Genomic DNA, 21,745 nt, shown 5'->3' with positions numbered 1-21,745 from the left:
TCACTCCTCACTCCTCACCCCTCTTCTTGATTCGATCGATCTCGCGTTGCAATTCTTCAATTTGACGGCGCAAATCCTCTGTTGCGGCAGATGGGGATGATTCTGTTTGGACGTTAACTGCGTTTTGAGCTGGCGATCGCGAATAATTTCCTTGGCGAATTTGACGATATTCGGCAGAATTTGCCCATTGTTGCAGATAAGTTATCCGTTCTACCGCAAATGGATGCGTTAGAAACAAGTTTTGGGGAAAGTTATTGTAAAGCAGAAATTTATAAACTTGGTTCAAGCTATCTTGGTCGAGTTCTTGGAATCTTTCTGCTTGCCGGATAAACTCGTCTAAACTGCATTCATGACCGTACTGAATGCTACCCCCAGCTAGCTTCATCATTGTTTGCAAGACTGGTTTAAGATCGTCCATCACCATCAAGGCTGCTCGATCTGCTGATAACTCGGCTTTCCGCTTCCATTCGTAGAAGGCAAATACCAATCCACTACTGACTAAATTTCCCAACCCTAGAGTTCTAGCTCCAATATAGTTAGCCGTGGAAATCACCCAAGTTGCCATTTGAATCAAAATTGTATGACCGCATTTGAGATGTCCTAATTCGTGTGCTATCACCGTGCGAATTTCTGTAGGATTCAATAGATCCAACAGTCCAGTGTTGAGAACGATATTAGGTTCCTCCTGACCGAGAGCATAGGCATTGACGACGGGAGTTTGAGACACGAACAAAACTGGTTCTGGAGAAATATCTAAATCTCGAACGCATTCGCGAAAAATTTGGTAGACGCTAGAATACTGGCGCGCTCCCACTTGAATGCTGTTGCCCATGTGATAGACCATTTGGGGGCGTTCGTAGAAAAATTTGATGAATTGTGTCGCTACCAAATCAAAACCTGGTAAACTCCGTAAAGCTTGTTCCGCTTGCCGATCGAGCGGATGGCGAAAAGTTTCGCAAGAAATGTCTGGATAAGTTGGCATTGTGCGAATTGGTAATAGGTTTAGTGATTGGCGAAAAGGGAGGAGCGAGGAGCGAGGAGCGAGGAGTGAGGGAAATTTTGGCTTTTAGATTGGTAATGGGTAATGGGTAGTTAGTAATTGCTCCCAAGCGTGACCTTGTGCTACCTTGCGCTTCCTCATCTCTCTTTTCTCCCTAGTCCTCTAGTCCCCCTAGTCCCCCTTGTCCTCCTTATCCCCCTCGCTCCTCGCTCCTCGCCCCTCAAAAGTTAGTAAAATAAAAGACTCTGAGGGTAAAACCTTCAATCCAGTCGTTGGAGAACAGACAACAAGCAGCTAACAAATACATAATAGGACTGGAATCGGGATGATAACTTCGCGCTAGGTAGAGAATTAGAAGTCAGTGATTGAAGTAGAGGTACATTATTCCCTGCACAACTTCCTGCGATCGCAGGCGGAGGCTGCATGGTCGCATCATTTGACGATGGCGCGACTCGTAGCTAGAGCTTTGCGGCTCGGACGTAGTGCTTTGATTCAGGTGGGTGCTGGTTGCGGCTATCAGGGACGTTATCGCCTGAGCTATCTAGCGCCAGCTCTACTTTGGCAATCTCCGGCGGTCATAGTAGCAACAGAGGAAGTGCAACAGCGTCTGTTGCGAGTAGAAATTCCGCCTCTACAGCAATGGCTGCAAACGAATAAAAGTATTATCGTCGGCGATCGCTGGATTCATCCCGATTTTCAAGGTATTTTACTCATTACCCCTGCGGCTTGGCTGCAAGCTCAATGGGCGGGAACGGGCGATTTTCCGCCCAACATTCCGACACTAATTGATGGGGTGGACGATTTAGAAGACTGGGCGCGATCGCAACTAACTGTTAGCATTCATCCTGGTAATTGGGACGAATTGATGCTGGCTTATCCCGATCGGGCGGAAGTGATTCGGGAAGCGCGAGTCCAACTGACAAAAGCCGTCTTCCGACATCCAGCCAACCCATACGAGTGCTATCTCGTCTCCCCAGCAGAGCGGGATATTCTGGAAAGCCTGTTTACTAGGCTAGGAGATAAGGAAGACAAGGGAGACAAGGGAGACAAGGTAGCATTGAATTCTGACTTCCGACTCCCGATTCCCGACTACGCAGCTAATGTCGGCGAAGACGCTTCGCCGCCCGCTGCTTCCCAACTCCCGAATTCTCTCTCTTTACCGAAGAATTGGTATTTGTTCCAACAGCGATCGCAAACACCAGACTGCTTGCTGTGGATGAGCCTAAACCGCTCTCAAGGCTTATTTTCACTCTACTGCGCTCCCGCAGAGGTGGCTTCGGCTCTTGCACCAATTTGGACTCGACAGCCTGTAGTCTTCATGGGTAGTGCCTTAGATCGAGAAACAGAGGCTACGACTTATCGCAAGCGCTTGGGTTTACCAGAAGAACTGACTTGTTTGAAGTTTGCTGGCGATCGCCACAACGAATCAATTCAACTCTACACGCCAGAACGCTTTCCTTTACCCAATACCCCCCAATATCAACCCGCTTTGATGCGGGAAATTTATGCTTTGATTGGTGCGACGGTATCGCCAGGATTAACAATGATTTTAGTTGGTGATTTGCCTTTAAAACAGCAAATCGGGGCGCAATTAGCCGCAGAGTTTGGTTCGCGGGTACAGGTAGAAAAAATGAGTTTGGATGAGAATAGCATTCTCGTCAGCGGTTGGGACTTTTGGCAGCAGCATCAAGGTATCTTGCCAGTACCGCAACTCACGATTATTACAACATTACCCATACCATCTCTAGAGCATCCAATTGTGGCGGGTCGAGTCGAATACTATAAGCGATCGCGTCAAGACTGGTTTGCCCTTTATCTATTACCTGCGGCTTTAAATCAATTACAACGGGCGATCGCGCCTATGCGCGATCGTCAAGGAGTCGTAGCTTTACTAGATAGTCGCGTATTACACCGCAGTTATGGACAGCAGGTACTTGCAGCTCTTAGCCCTGCCGCTAGATGTAATTATTTAGATGCTAGTTTGTTTGCAAAAGATTAGGGAGTCGGGAAGCGGGTGGAGGCGGAGGTGTCCTCCGCATCGGAACCGCGTAGTCGGGAGTGGTAACAATTTGTATTTATTTCTTCTGACTTCTGACTTCTGAGTTCTGGCTTCTAACATACGATATGATTCAGAAATAAGGGGTTTACAGCTTGGAATGGAAGTAGATTATGGGAGAAGCAAAGCGTCGTAAAGCTGCGTTGGGAGATAAGTACGGTCAAGAAGCACAAATCTTTCCCTGGCTTCCCGTGACTAAGAGTCAAGCACAGAAACTTACGCAGTGGAGTACCCGCATTAGTTGGATTGGTATTGGACTATTAGTTGCTTCCTGGGTCACAATTCGATTTATTGGACCCGCCTTTGGTTGGTGGCAAACTGTTGATTAGAATACAAGTAGTAACTCACTCCTGAGACCGAGGAGTGAAACAACTGAATTCAGAGAGATTAAGAGGACAGCTAGAGTATTCAGCTAGATCGAGCTAAATACTTAAGTTGTCCTTATACTTTTCATAATTTATTTCTTTACGATCGCTCGCGAAGTCTTGCCTAGTTTCTAACAGCTATTGCGTCTATTTTTTGGAAGTTGCAGGCATAAATTAGATAATTCAATCTGGAATTTTTCTAAAACAGATTGTTTCAATACCGTAGGAACGGCGCTTTTACTTTAACCTATTCGGTACGTCTAGGAGGCAGATGAATTCGATCGCAAAGAAATGTTACAATCTCTTATTGCGATCGTCAAATTGCAGCAAAAATCTAAAGAAATTCTAAAAAAAATGAAAAAGGTTTACAATTAGATGTGGTGTTTGGAGGAAAAAAGTGTTTCTGAGATTGGCAGAGCAACACCGACAATACGTCCAAGATCTGGTAATGAACCTCCAAGCCTTGGCGATTGTACTAGAGCGGCGGGGATATCCTGCGTCTTGTTATACTTGCGGCGGACAAATGAGCAGTGCCTCATTTATGGTCAGTTTGGCAGATAATCATCTGATTCGGTTTTTGGTGTCCGATTACGGCATTACCTGGACTGAAATGAGAGACGATCGCGAACTCATGAAGTTGGAGGGTGCAGAGGCAATTAGTCAGTTACAAGAACTTGCTAATTTAGTCAAAAACTCCATTTCGCCCAGCGACTTGCCGAAGCTGATAACAAAGCGAGCGTGAAGAATTCGGAATTCGGAATTCGGAATTCACTAGTCAGCGATCGTAGTGGTTGTTGGTAATTGATTGTTAGTTAGCAGCGTTTAATAATTGATAACTGATAACTGATAACTGATAACTATGAAGTATGAAACTGACTAGAATCGATTTAAATAGCTGGTTATTAGAAATTGCTGGGCTGAGAGTGCTGATCGATCCGTGGCTGATCGATCCGCTAGTTTTTTATGGGCAACCTTGGCTATTTTCCGCGACTCATCTCAAGCCACCAGCATACAACCCGACTACGCTGCCAAACATAGATTTAATTTTAATTTCTCAAGGGTTGGACGATCACTGCCACAAACCCACGTTAGAACAATTAGATCGTCAGATTCCGGTGGTAGGTTCGCCTACAGCAGCGAAAATTGTTCAGGGCTTAGGTTACACTGACGTTCGTTCTCTGATACCGGGACAAACTAACATTTTTGGCAAGTTGAGAATCACCGCCGTTACAGGCGCACCAATTCAAGGTCAAGTAGAAAATGGCTATTTCCTCAAAGACGTGGAGAGTGGGGAAACAGTTTACTACGAGCCTCATTGGTTCCAGTCCGAGAAAGTTACAGCTCAATTTCAAGGTAGGCTAGATGTAGCGATCGCCCCGATTATCGGACAGGTATTTCCACTGCTGGGACAGGTGATTATGGGATCGACAGAGGCAATGCATTTGATTCAAACTTTGCATCCCCGCGTTTTCGTTCCTACATCTTTAGGCGAGATCGAAGCTCGGGGAATTTTGCCGATGTTAATTCGATCGATTGGTAGTGTAGAAGAATTTAGCGATCGCCTAGCAGCTTCTGGCTCTAAAACTCAATTACTTCTACCTGCTGCTGGGGAAACTTTGGCAATCGAACCAATTAAATTGTAGATGTAGTTTCCTGAAACGGCACGCCGATAGGGGCGCACAGCTGTGTACCCCTACCAAGAAGAATATATTCGATCCATAGAAAAACAATCGCGCTTCCCATCAACGTGAAGGTCGCCGCCGTTGCAAAAACTCGGGAATATCCAAGCCAGGTTTTTCTTTGTTGTCATTAGCTGATGGCGTTGACGGCGCTGGTGCTGTTGGGGATTTTTTAGCAATTGGTATACCTGGAGTCGGGGTAGTTGGTTGAGAATCAGCTTGATTGAATCCGGTAGCAATGACAGTGATTTTCATTTCCCCTTGTAGTTTGTCATCAATCACTGCACCAAAAATGATATTAGCATTGGGATCGACGACTTCATAAATCGTATCTGCTGCCATATTCACCTCATGCAGCGTCATATCGCTGCCACCAGTAATATTAATGACGACTCCTTTTGCTCCTTCAATTGACGACTCCAGTAAAGGAGAAGAAATAGCTGCGTTTGCTGCTTCTCTAGCACGGGTTTTACCAGAGCCGGTGCCGATCCCCATTAGTGCCGATCCCGCATCTGCCATGACTGCTTTCACGTCGGCAAAATCTACATTCACTAACCCAGGGATCGTGATAATATCGGAGATTCCTTGTACCCCTTGACGCAGAACTTCATCAGCAGTCAGAAACGCATCTCGCAACGCGGTCTGCTCGGAGATCACCGATAGCAGTTTATCGTTGGGGATCAAAATCATTGTATCAACTCGGTCTTTCAGTGCGTCTATCCCTTGGTGGGCTTGGTTAGCACGGCGACGACCTTCAAAACCAAAAGGACGGGTGACAACGCCTACAGTTAAAATACCCTTTTCCTTGGCGATTTCCGCCACAGTTGGTGCCGCACCTGTACCAGTACCGCCTCCCATCCCAGCGGTGATAAATACTAGGTCTGCTTCTCCTATAGCGTTAGCAATTTCATCTCGCGACTCCTCTGCCGCTTTCTCTCCCATTGCTGGATTGCCACCTGCTCCTAGTCCTCGCGTCAGCTTTTGTCCGATCTGTAGCTTTCTAGGTGCGGCGCTATGGGTCAGCGCCTGAGCATCAGTATTAATTGACCAAAACTCTACACCAGTAACCCCACTCTCAATCATTCGATTGACAGCATTGCCACCACCGCCACCGACACCGATTACTTTGATATTCGCTACCCGACTCGGAAGAATATTGCTATCGCTCAAGTTGTCCTCCCCAGTAGCAACTTCCCTGATGTAGTTTTGTCCGAGATGCAGCCCTGTACTGTTAAAGTCCCCAGTCGAATTCATGCCTAATGGAAAATCCGACCGCCCTGGAGATTGGGAGGTTTTAAGGGTAACGTCTATTTTACTGTTAAGTGTCATTGGAATCTAGGTGTGTACGAACAACTTTTTTTAAGCGTGACAATTTGGATAAGAGTTCACTATAGGTTTTTTTCCTATGGCTTATCCTCGGCAATTTCAGTTAAGGCATCGATGCTAACCCGACTTTGGCAGCGAACGGGCGAGCCTACTGCTGTTTTCAAGAGATTAGATAATTGGATGCACTATAGTTAACTTGAAATTGTTCTGTATAAACTGCTCGATCTGATACAAAGCAATTGCGACTGCTGATTTCTCGCTGCAAAGTTGTTTTAACTGAGGCTGCGGCAATTGTTGGCATCTCTAAAGCTGTCTCCTTTGTCTAGAACAAATGGTAAATAACACCGTATATTTTTACGCGATTGAGCAATAAACCGAATGCAATGCTTGTATTTCTTAATTTTTTAACAAAATTGAAGTTTTTTCGGAGATTTTGCTGATATCAGCAAATTTTTTCCTTACCTTTTTGCAAAAAAATCCAGTTATTCCACCGCGATCGCGGTGGAATGACTGAACTCTAGCCAGTAAAATCAATCTTTTTCATACTTACCCCTATCTGATCGATACATTTTGTGACAGCGAGCGAATAAACTCGCGAATGACATCAGTTTTGGTTCTTTGGTGCTTTTTGCAGTATTGCTCCAATATAGACATCTCTGTGGTGGGAATTCTAATACTTAAGTGATTTTCTGACATAGGTGCTGCAACTTGCGCTACTCCGCAAGCAAGGTAATGCCTGCACCCATGTACATTCAAGCGTGATTCTACTGACAAGTTACAATAAGCTTGTCGATGACTCCAATTTACCTCAGTATAATTACAGAGGATGTCCAAATATATTTAAGTTGTTTATACATATTTCATACATGTTTAAAAAACTTCTAATATATAGCATCAAATCATCTCATAAAAGTGGAAATTACTGTAGATTACTTTTGATTATTTTTGGATTTGTCGGTACGTTCTGGACTGGGCTTGCTTCAGTTTCTTTTTGATACATTTGTACTAAAGGAGCGGCAGGATTTTTCAAGTCTATATAGTCAATTTGGCGAGAATTAATTTGAGTTGAAATCGGACTCATTTGAGCCAAAACATGAAGTTGTTTGGTTAATCGTTCGCTGTAAGGACCGAGGTGGACGGTTCCTAATTCAGTTTTGAGAATGAGATTGCTTGGATCTTGACAATCAATTTCCAAAACTTCAATCCCACTTTGACCGATTTTTTGATAGAGGGAACTCCAGTAAGCGCGATAAGTCTCTGGCGAACCCAAAACTTTTAATTGAGGCTTAAGACGCTGCCGAACTTGGGCAGGGTAAGATTCAAATGGAATCCACGCGCCCCGCGAGTCGAGAAAGCCAACAGATGCTTTGGAGTAGGGTGTGGAACTATTGGGAATCAAACGGGCGATCGCTACAGCTACAGGCGTGCGTTCTTGCACTTGGACGACTAAACTAGGAGGAAAGAGTCGGCGAGCCACCTTAGCATCAGCAATTGGAGGGTAGGATTCCAAAGTTTGAGCGATCGCCATTGGCGAAATTTGCAGCAGCGATTGAGGATATGCTAGAGCGAGGCGCGAAAGAATAACTGGCTTAGATAACAAACTGTTACCTTCAATCGCCACTTGTCGATTGTCGCGTAACACCCAACTAGGTCGCGTCATTGCCCAAATTGTAATAGCCAAAAGCCCCGATAGAGATAGTGTCTGCCAAATAGCCTTTAGTACCTGCCCAAAATCGCGGTTTCGTCTCATTTCGCTCTCCCTGTCAACTCGCGCTGACATATTAGCGCAAGTTAGTGAGTAGTGAGTAGTGGCTAGTGGCTAGCATCTGAGTCTTCATCTAGTCACCAGTCACCAGCCACTAATCACCGATCGCTGATAACTGAAAAAGAATCCCCTACATCTAAAGCTTCAGAATGTGATACAAAAATCAACAGTTCCTCACAACACAGCATCATGGGCAATACCTTCGGACATTTATTTCGGGTGACGACTTTTGGCGAATCGCACGGTGGCGGTGTGGGAGTCGTCATTGATGGATGTCCACCACGCTTGGAGATTTCCGTGGAGGAAATTCAGTGGGAACTCGATCGCCGGCGACCAGGGCAAAGTAAAATTACCACACCCCGTAAAGAAGCTGATAGCTGCGAAATTTTGTCGGGGATATTTGAGGGAAAAACACTAGGGACACCAATCTCGATTTTGGTGCGCAACAAAGATACCCGTCCCCAAGATTATGACGAGATGCAACAAAAGTATCGCCCTTCCCATGCCGATGCGACCTATGATGCTAAATACGGGATTCGTAACTGGCAAGGCGGGGGACGTTCTTCAGCTAGAGAGACAATTGGCAGAGTTGCAGCAGGGGCGATCGCTAAAAAAATCTTACATCAAGTTGCTGGGGTAGAAGTTGTTGCTTATGTTAAGCGCATCAAAGACATAGAAGGCGTTGTCGATCCCAGCAGCGTAACTCTAGAACAGGTAGAAAGTAACATTGTCCGCTGTCCCGATCCCGAATGTGCCGATCGCATGATTGAATTGATCGAGCAGATTGGCAGACAAGGCGATTCTGTCGGTGGTGTTGTCGAGTGCGTAACGCGCAACGTACCTAGAGGTTTGGGTTCTCCAGTATTTGACAAACTAGAAGCAGATTTAGCGAAAGCTGTCATGTCTTTACCCGCTACCAAAGGCTTTGAAATTGGCTCTGGGTTTGCGGGAACTCTGATGACAGGTAGCGAACACAACGACGAATACTATACAGATGAAAATGGAGAAATTCGCACTGTTACCAACCGTTCTGGTGGGGTACAAGGAGGAATTTCTAACGGTGAGAATATTATTTTGCGAATTGCTTTTAAACCAACAGCGACAATTCGGAAGGAACAAAAGACAGTCACAAATGCAGGGGAAGAGACACTATTAGCAGCCAAAGGTAGACACGATCCCTGCGTGTTGCCCAGAGCTGTACCGATGGTAGAGGCAATGGTAGCTTTAGTACTATGCGATCATTTACTGCGGCATCAAGGTCAATGTAGCGTATTAAGTTAACAAAAGTCAAAAGTCAAAAGTCGAAAGTCAAAAGTCAAAAGTCGAAAGTCAAAAGTCGAAAGTCAAAAGTCGAAAGTCAAAAGTCGAAAGTCAAAAGTCAAAAGTCAAGATTGACCAATGACCGATGACCGATGACCGATGACCAATGACAAATTATCGCGTGTTACTTGCTTTTACATCCTCGCGACGACCGAGTAGAGTTCGAGTAGCAGCCATAACTTCTGGTGCGGCAAGTATTATCGATACAAGCGAACAAAATGTTGCTACCTGGCAATATTCACAAAGTGCCTTGTTCTCATTCCATTCTTCCCGCGCTAGTTCGAGCGAAAGAACTCCATCGAATAAGAGCTTAACGCCCATTGCGATCGGTAATATAGGATTGCGTCTGGCGCGGTCTATACCCCCAGCAGAAGCTATCCAGGCTGTGAGGGCGTAATTAAGTGTCATCAGGGGTCCATCGGGCGAATTGAAGCGACTGTAGGCATAATTAGAAGCATCTACGCGGTCTGCATCAAAAAGCTGCTGTCCTGGAGGATCGGGTAAATGGCTAACGACTCCAGCTTGGTAGAGTGTAACAAGTTGTCCCATCGCACCGCCTACTGTAGATAAACCAATAATCCAGCGCCGACGAGTCATATCGGGGCTTTGTCCTTTACGCAGTTCTTGGCTTAGTTGTGTTGGTTCCATATGGACGCGATCCTCGGCAAATAAATTGCTTCCCATTCTCAGCAAGTAACTTGGTGCGTACCACATACCATAGAGATAGTTATTATCAGATAGCAATTTTATCTCTCAAGCTCCGTTTCTCCCGTTACATTTGAGCGCGTATTCTTGCAGTCATGATAGCTTTTGTTAAAGAAGCTGCATGAAATCACTCCATCTCTATCTCAGTGCAGATAAATTTTATACTCCATCTTTGTTAGATAGAGTCAGCCGATCGCGCAGGCAGATTCGTCAATGACTTCAATAGAATCGCTCGATAACATTTCTGAGGAAGTCTTTGTTTTTCCGGCATCGTTTGCACAACAACGGCTTTGGTTTCTCGATCGCCTATTTCCTGGTACTTCGTTCTATAATGTGCCGACGACGGTTCGTCTATCGGGCGTGCTTGACTTAAAAGCGTTGGAAGAAAGCTTTAATGAAATTGTCCGCCGTCACGAAATATTGCGTACCAACTTCGGAGTGCAAGAGGGGCAACCCGTACAACTAATTACGTCCCATTCAAAGGTATTTCTTAAGATATCCGATTTACAGCAGTTGCCTGCAAGCGAACGAGAAGCAGCAGCGCAACAGGCGATCGCGCGGGAGATCCAGCAGCCTTTTAACCTGGATCGAGATTCTCTGCTGCGAGTAACGCTGCTACAACTAGACGAGTCAGAGTATGTTTTGGTCATCAATCTGCACCACATCGTTTTTGATGAGTGGTCGATCGCGATCCTAATTCGAGAATTAGAATTGCTCTACTCTGCTTTTAGTACGGGTAAACCTTCCCCTTTGCCCGAACTGTCAATTCAATATGCTGACTTTGCCCACTGGCAACGACAATGGTTGCAAGGGGAAGTGCTAGAATCGCAACTATCTTACTGGCGATCGCAGTTACACAATTTATCCGTTCTAGAGTTCGAGAGCAATCGTTGCCGTCCAAAAGAACGAGGAGATCGGGGAGCAATTAAGTTACTAGAGTTGCCACAAGACTTATCTCAAGCACTTTTGGCACTGAGTCATCAAGAAGGCGTAACGCTGTTCATGACATTACTAGCAGCGTTCCAAGTCTTGTTATATCGCTATACAGGACAGACCGATATAGCTGTAGGATCGCCAATTGCCAATCGCAATCGGCGGGAATTAGAGGATTTAATTGGCTTTTTTGCCAATAGTTTAGTTCTACGAACCGATCTCTCAGGTAATCCCAGCTTTCGCGAGTTGCTGGCGAGAGTGCGACAGGTGACGGTAGAAGCCTACGCTCATCAAGATTCACCCTTTGAGAAGTTAGTAGAAGAGTTGCACCCAGAACGTCAAGGAAGCCGCAACCCATTGTTTCAAGTGGTATTTGCGCTGCAAAACGCACCTATAGAACAGCTAACGCTACCTAAACTCTCGCTCTCTTCCTTCAAAGTGGAAACAACAACCGCTCGGTTCGATCTAGAGTTTTATCTATGGGAATGCGCCGAAAACTTTAGGAGTTTATGGGGCGACGGGTGGCAGCAGTCGGAAGGATTGCGTGGTGTTTTAGTTTACAACACCGAGCTGTTTGAGCCAAGTGCGATCGCCCGGATGCTAACTCATTTCCAAATGTTATTAACTGGAGTAGTTACCGATCCCGACACAAATTTAGCAGATCTACCGATTTTGAGCGCCGCAGAGCAGCATCAATTAGTAGAGTGGAATCAAACTGGACGTAGTTATCCAGAGCGCGGCATTCACCAATTGTTTGAACTTCAGGTAGAACAAAGTCCAAATGCTATTGCAGTAAGTTTTGGCGATAGACAATATACCTATCATGAGTTGAATAGTGGTAGCAACCAACTGGCACATTATCTGCGAAAACTAGGTGTAGGTTGCGAAACGCTGGTAGGTATCTGCATGGAACCTTCTCCAATGGCGATCGCTTCTTTGCTAGGTATCCTCAAAGCCGGAGCAGCTTACGTTCCTCTAGATCCAACTTATCCCCCCGAACGGTTGCAGTTCATGTTGGAGGATGCTCAAGTATCTGTACTAGTGACGCAACAAGCATTAGCCCCCCTTTTTAAGCTCAGTTGGGGGGATCGAAATTTAAAAGTTGTTTGTTTAGAAAAGGATTGGGAAGCGATCGCGCAAGAAAGCGAGCAGAACCCAAGCGATCGAACAACCGTAGATCGCCTTGCCTACGTAATTTATACTTCTGGCTCGACGGGAATCCCAAAGGGCGTAGCAGTAACTCATCGAGCCGTAAATAGATTAGTATGCAACACCAACTACATCACTTTAGAACCTGGGGATAAAGTCGCTCAATGTGCCAATCTGTCATTTGATGCAGCAACCTTTGAGATTTGGGGCGCACTGCTAAATGGAGCGCAATTAGTGGGGTGCGATCGCGAAGTGATGCTTGCTCCCCAAAAGTTTGCCCAAGCGATTCGACAGCAGGAAATTAGCATCCTGTTTTTGACAACCGCTTTATTCAATCAAATGGCGCGAGAAGTACCCGACTGTTTTCGTTCGCTGCGCTACTTGCTATTTGGGGGTGAAGCAGTTGATGTCAGGTGCGTAAAAGCAGTCAAGCAGCACGGCGCACCCGCACATTTGCTGCACGTATATGGACCGACTGAAAACACTACATTTACTTCCTGGTATGAAGTGCAAGACATACCAGAAGCAGCAACATCAATTCCGATCGGTCGTCCCGTTGCTAGCACTCAAATCTACCTGCTGGATACTCACCTAAACCCCGTACCTGTTGGCGTTACCGGAGAAATTTACATTGGTGGCGATGGATTAGCAAAAGAATATTTGAATCGTCCTCAGTTGACGGCTGAACGATTTATTTGCCAAGGGAGCAGGGAGTCGGGAGGAAGAGAGCTGAGGAAGCTGAGGGAGCTGAGGAAGCTGAGCAAGCAAAAAAACACGCACCACTCAATTACCAATTACCAATTACCAATTACCGATACCCGCTTGTACAAAACCGGAGATCTCGCCCGCTATCTTCCCGATGGTAATCTCGAATTTGTTGGTCGTACTGACGCGCAAATTAAGTTGCGGGGTTTTCGGATTGAGTTGGGCGAGATTGAAACAGTCTTGAAGCAGTATCCGAGTGTAGAAGAAACTGTTGTTGTGGTGCGGGAGGATGGGAGTAGCGATCGCCGTTTGGTTGCTTACATCGTTCTCAACACGAAGAGATCCCCCCAACCCCCCTTTTTAAGGGGGGCTAGCAAATTTCCCGCTTCGCAAGGGGGACTAGGGGAGAGCGAGGCTAGTAAATTCCCCCCTTCTCAAGGGGGGTTAGGGGGGATCGGCGATCTGCGAAGCTTCCTCAAAACAAAACTGCCAAATTACATGCTGCCTTCCGCTTTTGTAGTCTTGAAGGCTTTGCCACTAACACCTAACGGCAAAGTAGATCGGCAGGCACTTCCCTCACCCGATTTTACTTCTGTCGATCTACCAACCCTTGCACCGCGAACGTCGGTTGAAGCTCAGTTAGCGCAGCTTTGGGCGGAAACTTTGGGACGACAAGTAGGTATGAGCGACGATTTTTTTGAATTGGGCGGACATTCGCTCTTAGCCACGCAATTAGTTTCCCGAATACGCGATCGCCTTGGGGTAGAAGTGCCACTGGGAGTTCTATTTGAAACACCAACGATTGTGGCGATCGCGCAATATATTGATACGCTCCGTGGCGCAGATCGGGTACAAACGGCTGAGGCTGAGACATCCGCTCAAAATCGCGAGGAGGTAGAATTTTGACAAGTATTGAGTTCTTAGCCTACCTACGCTCTTTAGATATTCAGCTTTTCGTTAAGGGAGAAAGCTTGCGCTGTAACGCTCCTGAAGGGGTATTATCTCCCCAGTTACGGGCAAAAATTGTCGATCGCAAATCTGAGCTGATCGCCCTACTGCACCAGGCAAATGCTCAAATCGATCGCTCTCCTCAGTTGGTAAGAATATCGCGCGATGCCGAAGGCAGTTCGCTACGCGACCATCGCTCCCTACCTCTGTCATTCGCTCAGCAGCGATTGTGGTTTTTGGATCGCTTAGTACCTAACAACCCTTTTTACAACATACCTTTTTCAGTTCGGCTGCAAGGGAAACTTGACTATGTAGCTTTGAAGCAAGCTTTTGGGGCGATCGTCGATCGTCACGAAGCCTTGCGTACCAACTTCGTCAAGCTGGACGGGCAACCCGTTCAGATCGTTGCCCAAAAAGTCAATTTATCTCTGCCTGTTGTGGATTTGCGGCATTTACCCCCAAACGAACGACAACTCACAGCCGAGCAAATCGCTACAGAAGAAGCCCAACAGCCATTTAACCTAGCCACCGATCTGCTACTACGAGTGAAATTGTTGCAGTTAGATGCAGCTGAATACGTCCTGTTGCTAAATCTGCACCACATTGTTGCCGATGGTTGGTCGCTGGGGGTACTGGTGCGAGAACTGGGATTACTCTACACCGCTAAGAGTGAAAGCAAACCTTATCCATTAGCAGAATTGCCGATCCAGTATGCCGATTTTGCCTATTGGCAACGGCAATGGCTGCAAGGGCAAGTATTGGAGTCGCAACTGTCCTACTGGCGATCGCATCTGGCAGATCTACCGATCCTGAATCTTCCCACTGATAGAACTCGCCCTGCCGTACAAACCTATCGCGGTGCAACACAAAGCCTAAAGTTATCAAAAACTCTCACCCAGTCCCTAGAAGCCCTAAGTCAGCAAGCAGGTGTAACTCTGTTTATGACCTTGCTGGCAGCATTTCAAACATTGTTACATCGCTATACCGGACAAGAAGATATTGCCGTTGGATCGCCCATAGCTAACCGCAATCATAGCCAATTAGAGCCATTAATTGGTTTTTTTGTCAATAGCCTAGTGCTGCGTGTCGATCTCTCCGAGAACCCCAGCTTTCGGGAATTGTTGACAAGAGTACGGCAAGTGACATTAGGAGCCTATGCCCATCAAGACTTACCTTTTGAGAAGTTAGTAGAAGAGTTGCACCCAGAGCGCGACTTGAGCCGTAACCCTTTGTTTCAAGTCGTCTTTGCGCTTCAAAATGCTCCGATGCAACCCTTGGAGTTACCTGGGCTAATGTTGAACCCGTTGAAGTTTGACGTGTCTACCACGCGATTCGATCTAGAGTTGCATTTGTGGGAGTGCGATCGCGGGTTGAATAATTTGTGGGAAGGATCGGTAGATGGACTGAGTGGTTTCGTAGCATACAACACCGATTTATTTGATGCATCTACGATCGCTCGAATGCTAGCTCACTTCCAAGCATTGTTAGAAGGCATAGTTACCAATCCCGATACACGCATCGCTAACTTACCCCTATTGAGTGCAGCAGAATACCATCAACTATTGGTGGCATGGAATCAAACTAGCTGCGATTATCCAGATTTGTGCATTCATCAATTATTTCAAGCACAAGCAGCAAGAATGCCCGATGCTACTGCGGTTGTTTTTGCAGACGAGCAACTAACTTACCAGGAATTGGATCGACGGGCAAATCAACTAGCGCACTATTTACAACAATTAGGCGTTACTTCTGAATCTTTAGTAGGAATTTGTCTCGATCGCTCTCTAGAAATGGTAGTAGGCATATTGGGCATTTGGAAAGCAGGCGGAGCTTATATTCCCCTCGATCCAAATTATCCCAGCGATCGCCTAAAGTTCATGCTTGACGATACTCAAGTGGCGATCGTGCTAACCCAGAGTTCTTTAGCCCCCCTTTTTCAGGGGGGTTGGGGGGATCGGACTGAGCCTGGAAACGAAGAACCAGAATTAGCCCCCCTTTTTCAGGAGAGTTGGGGGAATCGGACTGAGCCTGGAAACGAAGAACCAGAATTAGCCCCCGTTTTTCAGGAGAGTTGGGGGGATCGTCTAATATGCCTGGATACTGACTGGAAAACCATCGCCACATACGATGATGAAACACCCAACAGCAACGTAACAGCCAATAACCTAGCTTACGTCATCTACACCTCTGGCTCGACCGGAAAACCGAAAGGAGTTTTAGTAGAGCATCGAGGACTATGTAATGTCGTCCACGCTCAAATTCAAGTATTCAAACTACAACCAAAAAATCGGATTCTACAATTTAGCTCCCTCAGTTTTGATGCGTCTGTCTTTGAGATGTTACTAGCGTTTGGGGTTGGCGCTAGCCTTTACATCCCTCCTAAAACAGCCCGTTTACCTGGAGCCGAACTAGTTCAGTTCTTGCAAGACAAGGCGATCGATACTACTATTCTCCCCCCTGCGGTTCTAGCAATTTTACCAGCAGCAGAACTGCCCACTCTTCAAACAGTAATTTCTGGCGGTGAAGCTGTTAAACACGAAATCGTGCAGCAATGGGCTGTAGGTCGTCGCTTTTTTAACGCCTACGGACCAACAGAAGCAACAATCTGGGCGACAGTTGCTCAGTTAAGCGCTACTGGTAATAATGACAATAAGCCATCCATTGGTCGTCCCATTTCTAACACCCAAATCTATCTTTTAGATTCTCACCTCCAGCCCGTACCAATTGGAATAGTTGGCGAATTGTACATTAGCGGTGATGGGTTAGCACGGGGCTATTTAAATCGTCCCCAGTTGACGGATGAACGGTTTGTCTGTTTAGGCAGCAGGGAGCAGGGAGTAGGGACGAGCTGGGAGCAGGGAGCAAGGGAGAGTAATAACCAACCACCGATTACCAACTACCAACTACCAATTACCGATCGCCTTTACAAAACCGGAGATCTCGCCCGCTATCTTCCCGATGGCAATCTTGAATTTGTCGATCGCATCGATAATCAGGTAAAAATTCGGGGATTTCGGATTGAATTAGGCGAAATAGAAACACTATTGCTTCAACACCCAACAGTGCGAGAGACTGTGGCGATCGCCCATGAGAATGCTACAGATAAGCGTATAGTCGCCTACATCGTATTGAATCGGGACAGCACTCAGGAACTCCCAAATTTGCAGGACGAGCAGGTTAAGCAATGGCAAAATCTTTACGACCAGACTTATCATCAGCCTGCTACAAATAACGATGCTACTTTCAACATCATAGGCTGGAATAGTAGCTATACAAACCGACCAATTCCAAAAGAGCAAATGCAACAATGGGTAAGCGATCGCACCCAGCAGATTTTGAGTTTGCAGCCTCAGCGGGTATTAGAAATTGGTTGCGGTACGGGTTTATTGCTGTTTCAAATTGCGCCACACTGTACTCAGTATTGGGGAACTGATTTCTCATCTGCATCCATTGAATACATCGAGCAACAGTTAGCAACTCAACCATTGCCTCAAGTAAAGTTACTTCAGAGGATGGCAACTAACTTTGAAGGTCTAGAGGCAAATAGCTTTGATGCAGTGATTCTTAATTCGATCGTGCAGTACTTTCCTAGCATAGATTATCTCCTGCAAGTGCTGGAACAAGCAATTCACACTGTTGCCCCTGGTGGCTTTGTCTTTATTGGAGATGTACGGAGTCTACCCTTGTTGTCAGCTTTTCATGCTGCGGTTCAATTGGAGCGGGCAGATAATACCGCAAGTCGAGAGCATCTGCAACAGCAGGTACAGACGGCGATATTTCAGGAGACGGAACTGGCGATCGATCCTGCTTTCTTTCATGCCTTGAAACAGCACTTGGAACGAATTAGTCATATTCAAGTTCAGCTCACACGCGGTCGATATTGTAATGAATTAACTCAGTTTCGCTACAACGTAATTTTACATATCGAGGCAGATCCCCCCTCGCTCCCCCCTTATCAAGGGAGGTTAAACAAATCTTCATGCCCCCCTTATCAAGGGGGGTTGGGGGGATCTTCATCCCCCTCTTGCCAAGGGGAATTAGAGGGATCTTCATGCCCCCCTTCCCAAGGTGGGTTGGGGGGATCGTCCCAACTGAATTGGACTCAAGACAATGTAAATCTTGCCCAAGTACGCCAGCAACTAGCTGAAAAGCCAGCAGCACTGAGTATTACAAAAATTCCTAATGCCCGTGTCGTAGGAGCAGTCAAAACGGCTCAATGGCTAGTAGAAGGAACGCAAGCACCCAAAACCGCAGGCAAAATGCGTGAAGCATTGGAGCAGGTGACATCGGGTATTGAACCGGAAGATTGGTGGGATTTAGTGGCAGAACTGCCCTATACCGTTGACGTGAGTTGGTCAAATGCAGATAATACGGGATGTTATGATGTGACCTTTCAGCATCAATCCGCCACAAAAAATAGTGCGATATTGCCTTTTCAAAAGCAAGTGAATCTAACTCGTCCTTGGAAAACTTACGCAAACGATCCTTTACAGACACAGTTTGCCCGTCATCTGATTCCCCAACTACGAAGTTACTTAGAGCAAAGCTTGCCCCAGTACGCGATCCCTTCTGCCTTTGTGGTATTAGAAGCACTACCCCTGACACCGAATGGCAAAGTCAACCGTCGCGCACTTCCAGCGCCTGACACGATCCAGCAATGGGGGACTGATGACACGCCGCGATCGCCCATCGAGCAGAAACTTGCGAATATTTGGGCTGAACTGCTAGGACACAAGCGTGTAGGGATTCACGATAACTTCTTCCAGTTAGGGGGGCATTCGCTGCTAGCAACTCAACTAACTTCCCGTATCCGCGATGCATTCGGTGTAGAGTTACCTTTACGCAACGTGTTTGAGTCACCCCAAGTCGCCCAACTTGCCAAAGCGATCGCCCATTTACAGAGCAACCAGCCGCAACAAACGCCCCAGATTGTTCCTCTTTCTCGCGCTGCTCATCGTCGCTTGCGATCGTCCCTCAACCGCGATACAGAGGAAGGCGATCGTTGAATACCAATCCTGTCTCGAACGCTGAATTTGTCTTTCCGGCATCGTTCGCCCAGCAGCGATTGTGGTTTCTTCACGCCTTAGCGCCTGGAAATCCTTTCTACAACATCTCGGCTGCGATTCGCTTGCACGGACACCTCAACATTACTGCCTTAGAGCAAACATTTAACGAAATCGTGCGCCGTCACGAAGTTTTGCGAACAAGATTTGAAATGTCAGAGGGACAACTGCATCAAGTTGTGGTAGAGAGCGTGAGTGTACCTCTCGCTATTGTAGACTTACGTACTTTACCTGCAAGCGATCGCGAAGCAGCTGCAAGACAACAGGCGATCGCCCTATCTCAGCGCCCCTTTGACCTGAGCGCAGATTTGCTATTACGGTTGACAATTTTTCAATTAGATGCACTTGAATACATCCTACTATTGAATCTGCACCACATTATTGCCGATGGTTGGTCGATCGGCGTACTGGTACGAGAACTCGGCACGCTCTACACTGCCTTTAGTAGTAATAAATCTTCTCCTCTAGCAGATTTGCCCATTCAATATGCTGACTTCGCTCATTGGCAGCAGGAGTGGTTGCAAGGGGAAGTACTAGAGTCGCAACTGTCGTACTGGCGATCGCAGTTAGCCGATCTTGCAGTTTTAAATCTTCCCACTGACAGAGCGCGATCGCCCATTCAAAGCTACAAAGGTGCGACACACAATTTTCAGCTATCAAAAAATCTCACGCAGTTCCTAGAAGCTTTCAGTCAGCAAGCAGGCGTAACTCTGTTTATGACCTTGCTGGCAGCATTTCAAACGTTGCTACATCGCTATACCGGACAAGAAGATATTGCTGTTGGATCGCCCATAGCTAACCGTAACCGCCCTGAAATAGAGCCATTAATCGGCTTTTTCGTCAATAGCCTAGTGCTGCGAACAGATTTATCTGGCAATCCTACCTTTTGGGAATTGTTGGGACGAGTGCGGGAAGTAACGCTAGGAGCCTATGCACATCAAGATTTACCCTTCGAGAAGTTAGTGGAAGAGTTGCGCCCAGAGCGCGACTTGAGCCGACATCCTTTGTTCTCTGTGGCGATCGCACTGCAAAACACGCCGATTACAGCTTTAGAATTACCTGGACTCGCTTTAAGTCAGTTTGAGTTTGACAGGGGTACGAGCAGATTAGATTTAGAGTTTCATTTATGGCAAACTCCAGCAGGATTGCAAGGGCAGATAATTTACAGTACCGATCTATTCGATCGCAGTACGATCGTCCGAATGCTAGGACATTTTCAAACCTTACTCGCAGGAATTGTTGCCGATCCACATCGACGACTAGCAGACTTACCAATTTTGACAGCAGCAGAACGGCAGCAGCTATTAGTGGAATGGAATCTTACTCAGCAAGATTACCCGTTGCAGTGCATTCATCAATTATTTGAAGCTCAGGCAGATAAAACGCCAAACGCGATCGCTGTTGTCTATAAAGACGAGCAATTAACTTACCAAGAATTGAACTACCGTAGCAACCAACTTGCCAGCTATTTGCAAACACTTGGAGTTGCGCCAGAAGTCAAAGTTGGTATTTGCGTAGAGCGATCGTTCTTGATGATGGTGGGCATTTTAGGAATTCTGAAAGCTGGCGGAGCCTATGTCCCTTTAGATCCCGCCTATCCCTCAGAACGTCTCAAGTTCATGTTAGAGGATGCCCAAATAACTATCCTACTAACACAACAATCCTTAGCCCCCTCTTCGGAGGATTGGGGGGATCGTCAATCCTTAACCCCCTCTTCGGAGGATTGGGGGGATCGTCAATCCTTAACCCCCTCTTCGGAGGATTGGGGGGATCGTCAATCCGTAGCCCCCCTTTTGAAGGGGGGTTGGGGGGATCTTCAACCACTCTACCTCGATCGCGATTGGGAAATCGTTGCTCAACAGAGCGGGGAAAACATAAACAGTGGTGTAACTGCCGCAAATCTTGCCTATATAATTTACACTTCCGGCTCGACCGGACAACCCAAAGGGGTTTTAGTCGAACATGGCGGACTGTGCAATCTAGCCCAAGCGCAAATTCACACCTTCGATCTCAAACCAGAGCATCGAATTCTCCAATTTGCTTCCCTTAGCTTTGATGCTTCTATCTTCGAGATTGTCATGGCATGGGTAATAGGAGCAACCCTATATCTAGTGCCAAAAGCAGCACGTCTAGGATCGGAGTTGATTTCGTATCTACGGCATCACGCCATCACTCATGCTACCCTTCCGCCTGCCGTACTGAAGACTTTATCACCCACTCAATTGCCAGCTTTGCAAACTCTAATTTCTGCTGGAGAAACTTGTTCGCCGGAAATTGCAGCCCGTTGGGCAAGCGATCGCCATTTCTTCAATGCTTACGGGCTGACGGAAACAACTGTTTGGTCTACGATCGCTGAAGTAAGCGATCGTAAAGATACAACTATCGGTCGGGCGATCGCTAACACTCAAATCTACATCCTCGATGCCCACCTCCAACCCCAACCCATCGGTATTCCAGGTGAAATATACATTGGCGGAGTCGGTTTAGCAAGAGGCTACCTCAACCGTCCTGAATTGACTGCTCAACGGTTTATTTGTGAATGGCACTAAGATAAGGCGAAATCCTTGAAGGATAGAGACTTGGGCAAAATGGCTTGCTCGTGGGGGTTAAGAAATTAAGAGCAGCATTGGACAAGCAGCTTGATTGTTGACGCAACGGTGATGCAGGTATCTGCTAAAAAATTATTCTGAATGTAGAAAAAGCTTCCAACTCCGGTAAAAAAGAAATGGAC

General features: G+C 46.6%; 12 protein-coding genes. 8 read left to right on the top strand and 4 right to left on the bottom strand.

Annotated elements, in window-relative coordinates; all coding sequences use genetic code 11:
• Positions 1 to 7 precede the first annotated feature (7 nt).
• Positions 8 to 982, bottom strand: a complete 975-nt coding sequence (locus CHRO_RS12715) for a M48 family metallopeptidase (RefSeq protein ID WP_015154614.1) — start codon at positions 980 to 982, stop codon at positions 8 to 10.
• A 379-nt stretch (positions 983 to 1,361) separates the two neighbouring features.
• On the opposite strand from CHRO_RS12715, the gene CHRO_RS12710 reads away from it, so the two are divergent.
• The 4 genes from CHRO_RS12710 (at position 1,362) to CHRO_RS12695 (ending at position 5,064) form a co-directional block, all read left to right on the top strand.
• Positions 1,362 to 2,999 carry a helicase C-terminal domain-containing protein gene (locus CHRO_RS12710; RefSeq protein WP_015154613.1) on the top strand — a complete coding sequence of 546 codons (1,638 nt, stop codon included), beginning with the start codon at positions 1,362 to 1,364 and terminating at the stop codon, positions 2,997 to 2,999.
• A 170-nt stretch (positions 3,000 to 3,169) separates the two neighbouring features.
• Positions 3,170 to 3,385, top strand: coding sequence for a DUF2839 domain-containing protein (locus CHRO_RS12705; RefSeq protein ID WP_015154612.1), 216 nt, complete (start codon positions 3,170 to 3,172; stop codon positions 3,383 to 3,385).
• 433 nt (positions 3,386 to 3,818) lie between these two features.
• Positions 3,819 to 4,163: a DUF1815 family protein gene (locus tag CHRO_RS12700; protein ID WP_015154611.1), complete on the top strand. Its 345-nt coding sequence runs from the start codon at positions 3,819 to 3,821 to the stop codon at positions 4,161 to 4,163.
• A 124-nt stretch (positions 4,164 to 4,287) separates the two neighbouring features.
• Positions 4,288 to 5,064 carry an MBL fold metallo-hydrolase gene (locus CHRO_RS12695; protein ID WP_015154610.1) on the top strand — a complete coding sequence of 259 codons (777 nt, stop codon included), beginning with the start codon at positions 4,288 to 4,290 and terminating at the stop codon, positions 5,062 to 5,064.
• A 99-nt stretch (positions 5,065 to 5,163) separates the two neighbouring features.
• Here CHRO_RS12695 and ftsZ read toward each other — a convergent pair whose 3' ends face one another.
• Complete coding sequence (ftsZ, locus tag CHRO_RS12690; RefSeq protein WP_015154609.1) at positions 5,164 to 6,429, bottom strand: cell division protein FtsZ; 1,266 nt, start codon at positions 6,427 to 6,429, stop codon at positions 5,164 to 5,166.
• A gap of 916 nt (positions 6,430 to 7,345) precedes the next feature.
• Positions 7,346 to 8,176: a cell division protein FtsQ/DivIB gene (locus tag CHRO_RS12685; protein WP_015154606.1), complete on the bottom strand. Its 831-nt coding sequence runs from the start codon at positions 8,174 to 8,176 to the stop codon at positions 7,346 to 7,348.
• 204 nt (positions 8,177 to 8,380) lie between these two features.
• On the opposite strand from CHRO_RS12685, the gene aroC reads away from it, so the two are divergent.
• Positions 8,381 to 9,472: a chorismate synthase gene (aroC, locus tag CHRO_RS12680; protein WP_015154605.1), complete on the top strand. Its 1,092-nt coding sequence runs from the start codon at positions 8,381 to 8,383 to the stop codon at positions 9,470 to 9,472.
• A gap of 153 nt (positions 9,473 to 9,625) precedes the next feature.
• Here the strand turns inward: aroC and CHRO_RS12675 are convergent, their stop codons facing one another.
• Positions 9,626 to 10,159, bottom strand: a complete 534-nt coding sequence (locus CHRO_RS12675) for a vitamin K epoxide reductase family protein (RefSeq protein ID WP_041463096.1) — start codon at positions 10,157 to 10,159, stop codon at positions 9,626 to 9,628.
• 270 nt (positions 10,160 to 10,429) lie between these two features.
• Between CHRO_RS12675 and CHRO_RS12670 the strand changes: the two genes are divergently transcribed.
• The 3 genes from CHRO_RS12670 to CHRO_RS12660 are packed head-to-tail and all read left to right on the top strand — an operon-like array spanning position 10,430 to position 21,563.
• On the top strand, positions 10,430 to 13,909 hold the full coding sequence (locus tag CHRO_RS12670) for a non-ribosomal peptide synthetase (protein ID WP_015154603.1): 3,480 nt from the start codon (positions 10,430 to 10,432) through the stop codon (positions 13,907 to 13,909).
• Positions 13,906 to 18,957: a non-ribosomal peptide synthetase gene (locus CHRO_RS33375; RefSeq protein ID WP_015154602.1), complete on the top strand. Its 5,052-nt coding sequence runs from the start codon at positions 13,906 to 13,908 to the stop codon at positions 18,955 to 18,957. The genes CHRO_RS12670 and CHRO_RS33375 overlap by 4 nt, the downstream gene beginning before the upstream one ends.
• A complete protein-coding gene (locus CHRO_RS12660; RefSeq protein WP_015154601.1) occupies positions 18,954 to 21,563 on the top strand; it encodes a non-ribosomal peptide synthetase in 2,610 nt (869 codons plus the stop codon). The genes CHRO_RS33375 and CHRO_RS12660 overlap by 4 nt, the downstream gene beginning before the upstream one ends.
• The last annotated feature ends 182 nt before the right edge of the window (positions 21,564 to 21,745 follow it).

It is taken from the genome of Chroococcidiopsis thermalis PCC 7203 (assembly GCF_000317125.1).
Lineage (GTDB): Bacteria > Cyanobacteriota > Cyanobacteriia > Cyanobacteriales > Chroococcidiopsidaceae > Chroococcidiopsis > Chroococcidiopsis thermalis.
The sequence above is the reverse complement of the archived record's forward strand: the minus strand, read 5'-3'. Positions and strand labels throughout refer to the sequence as shown.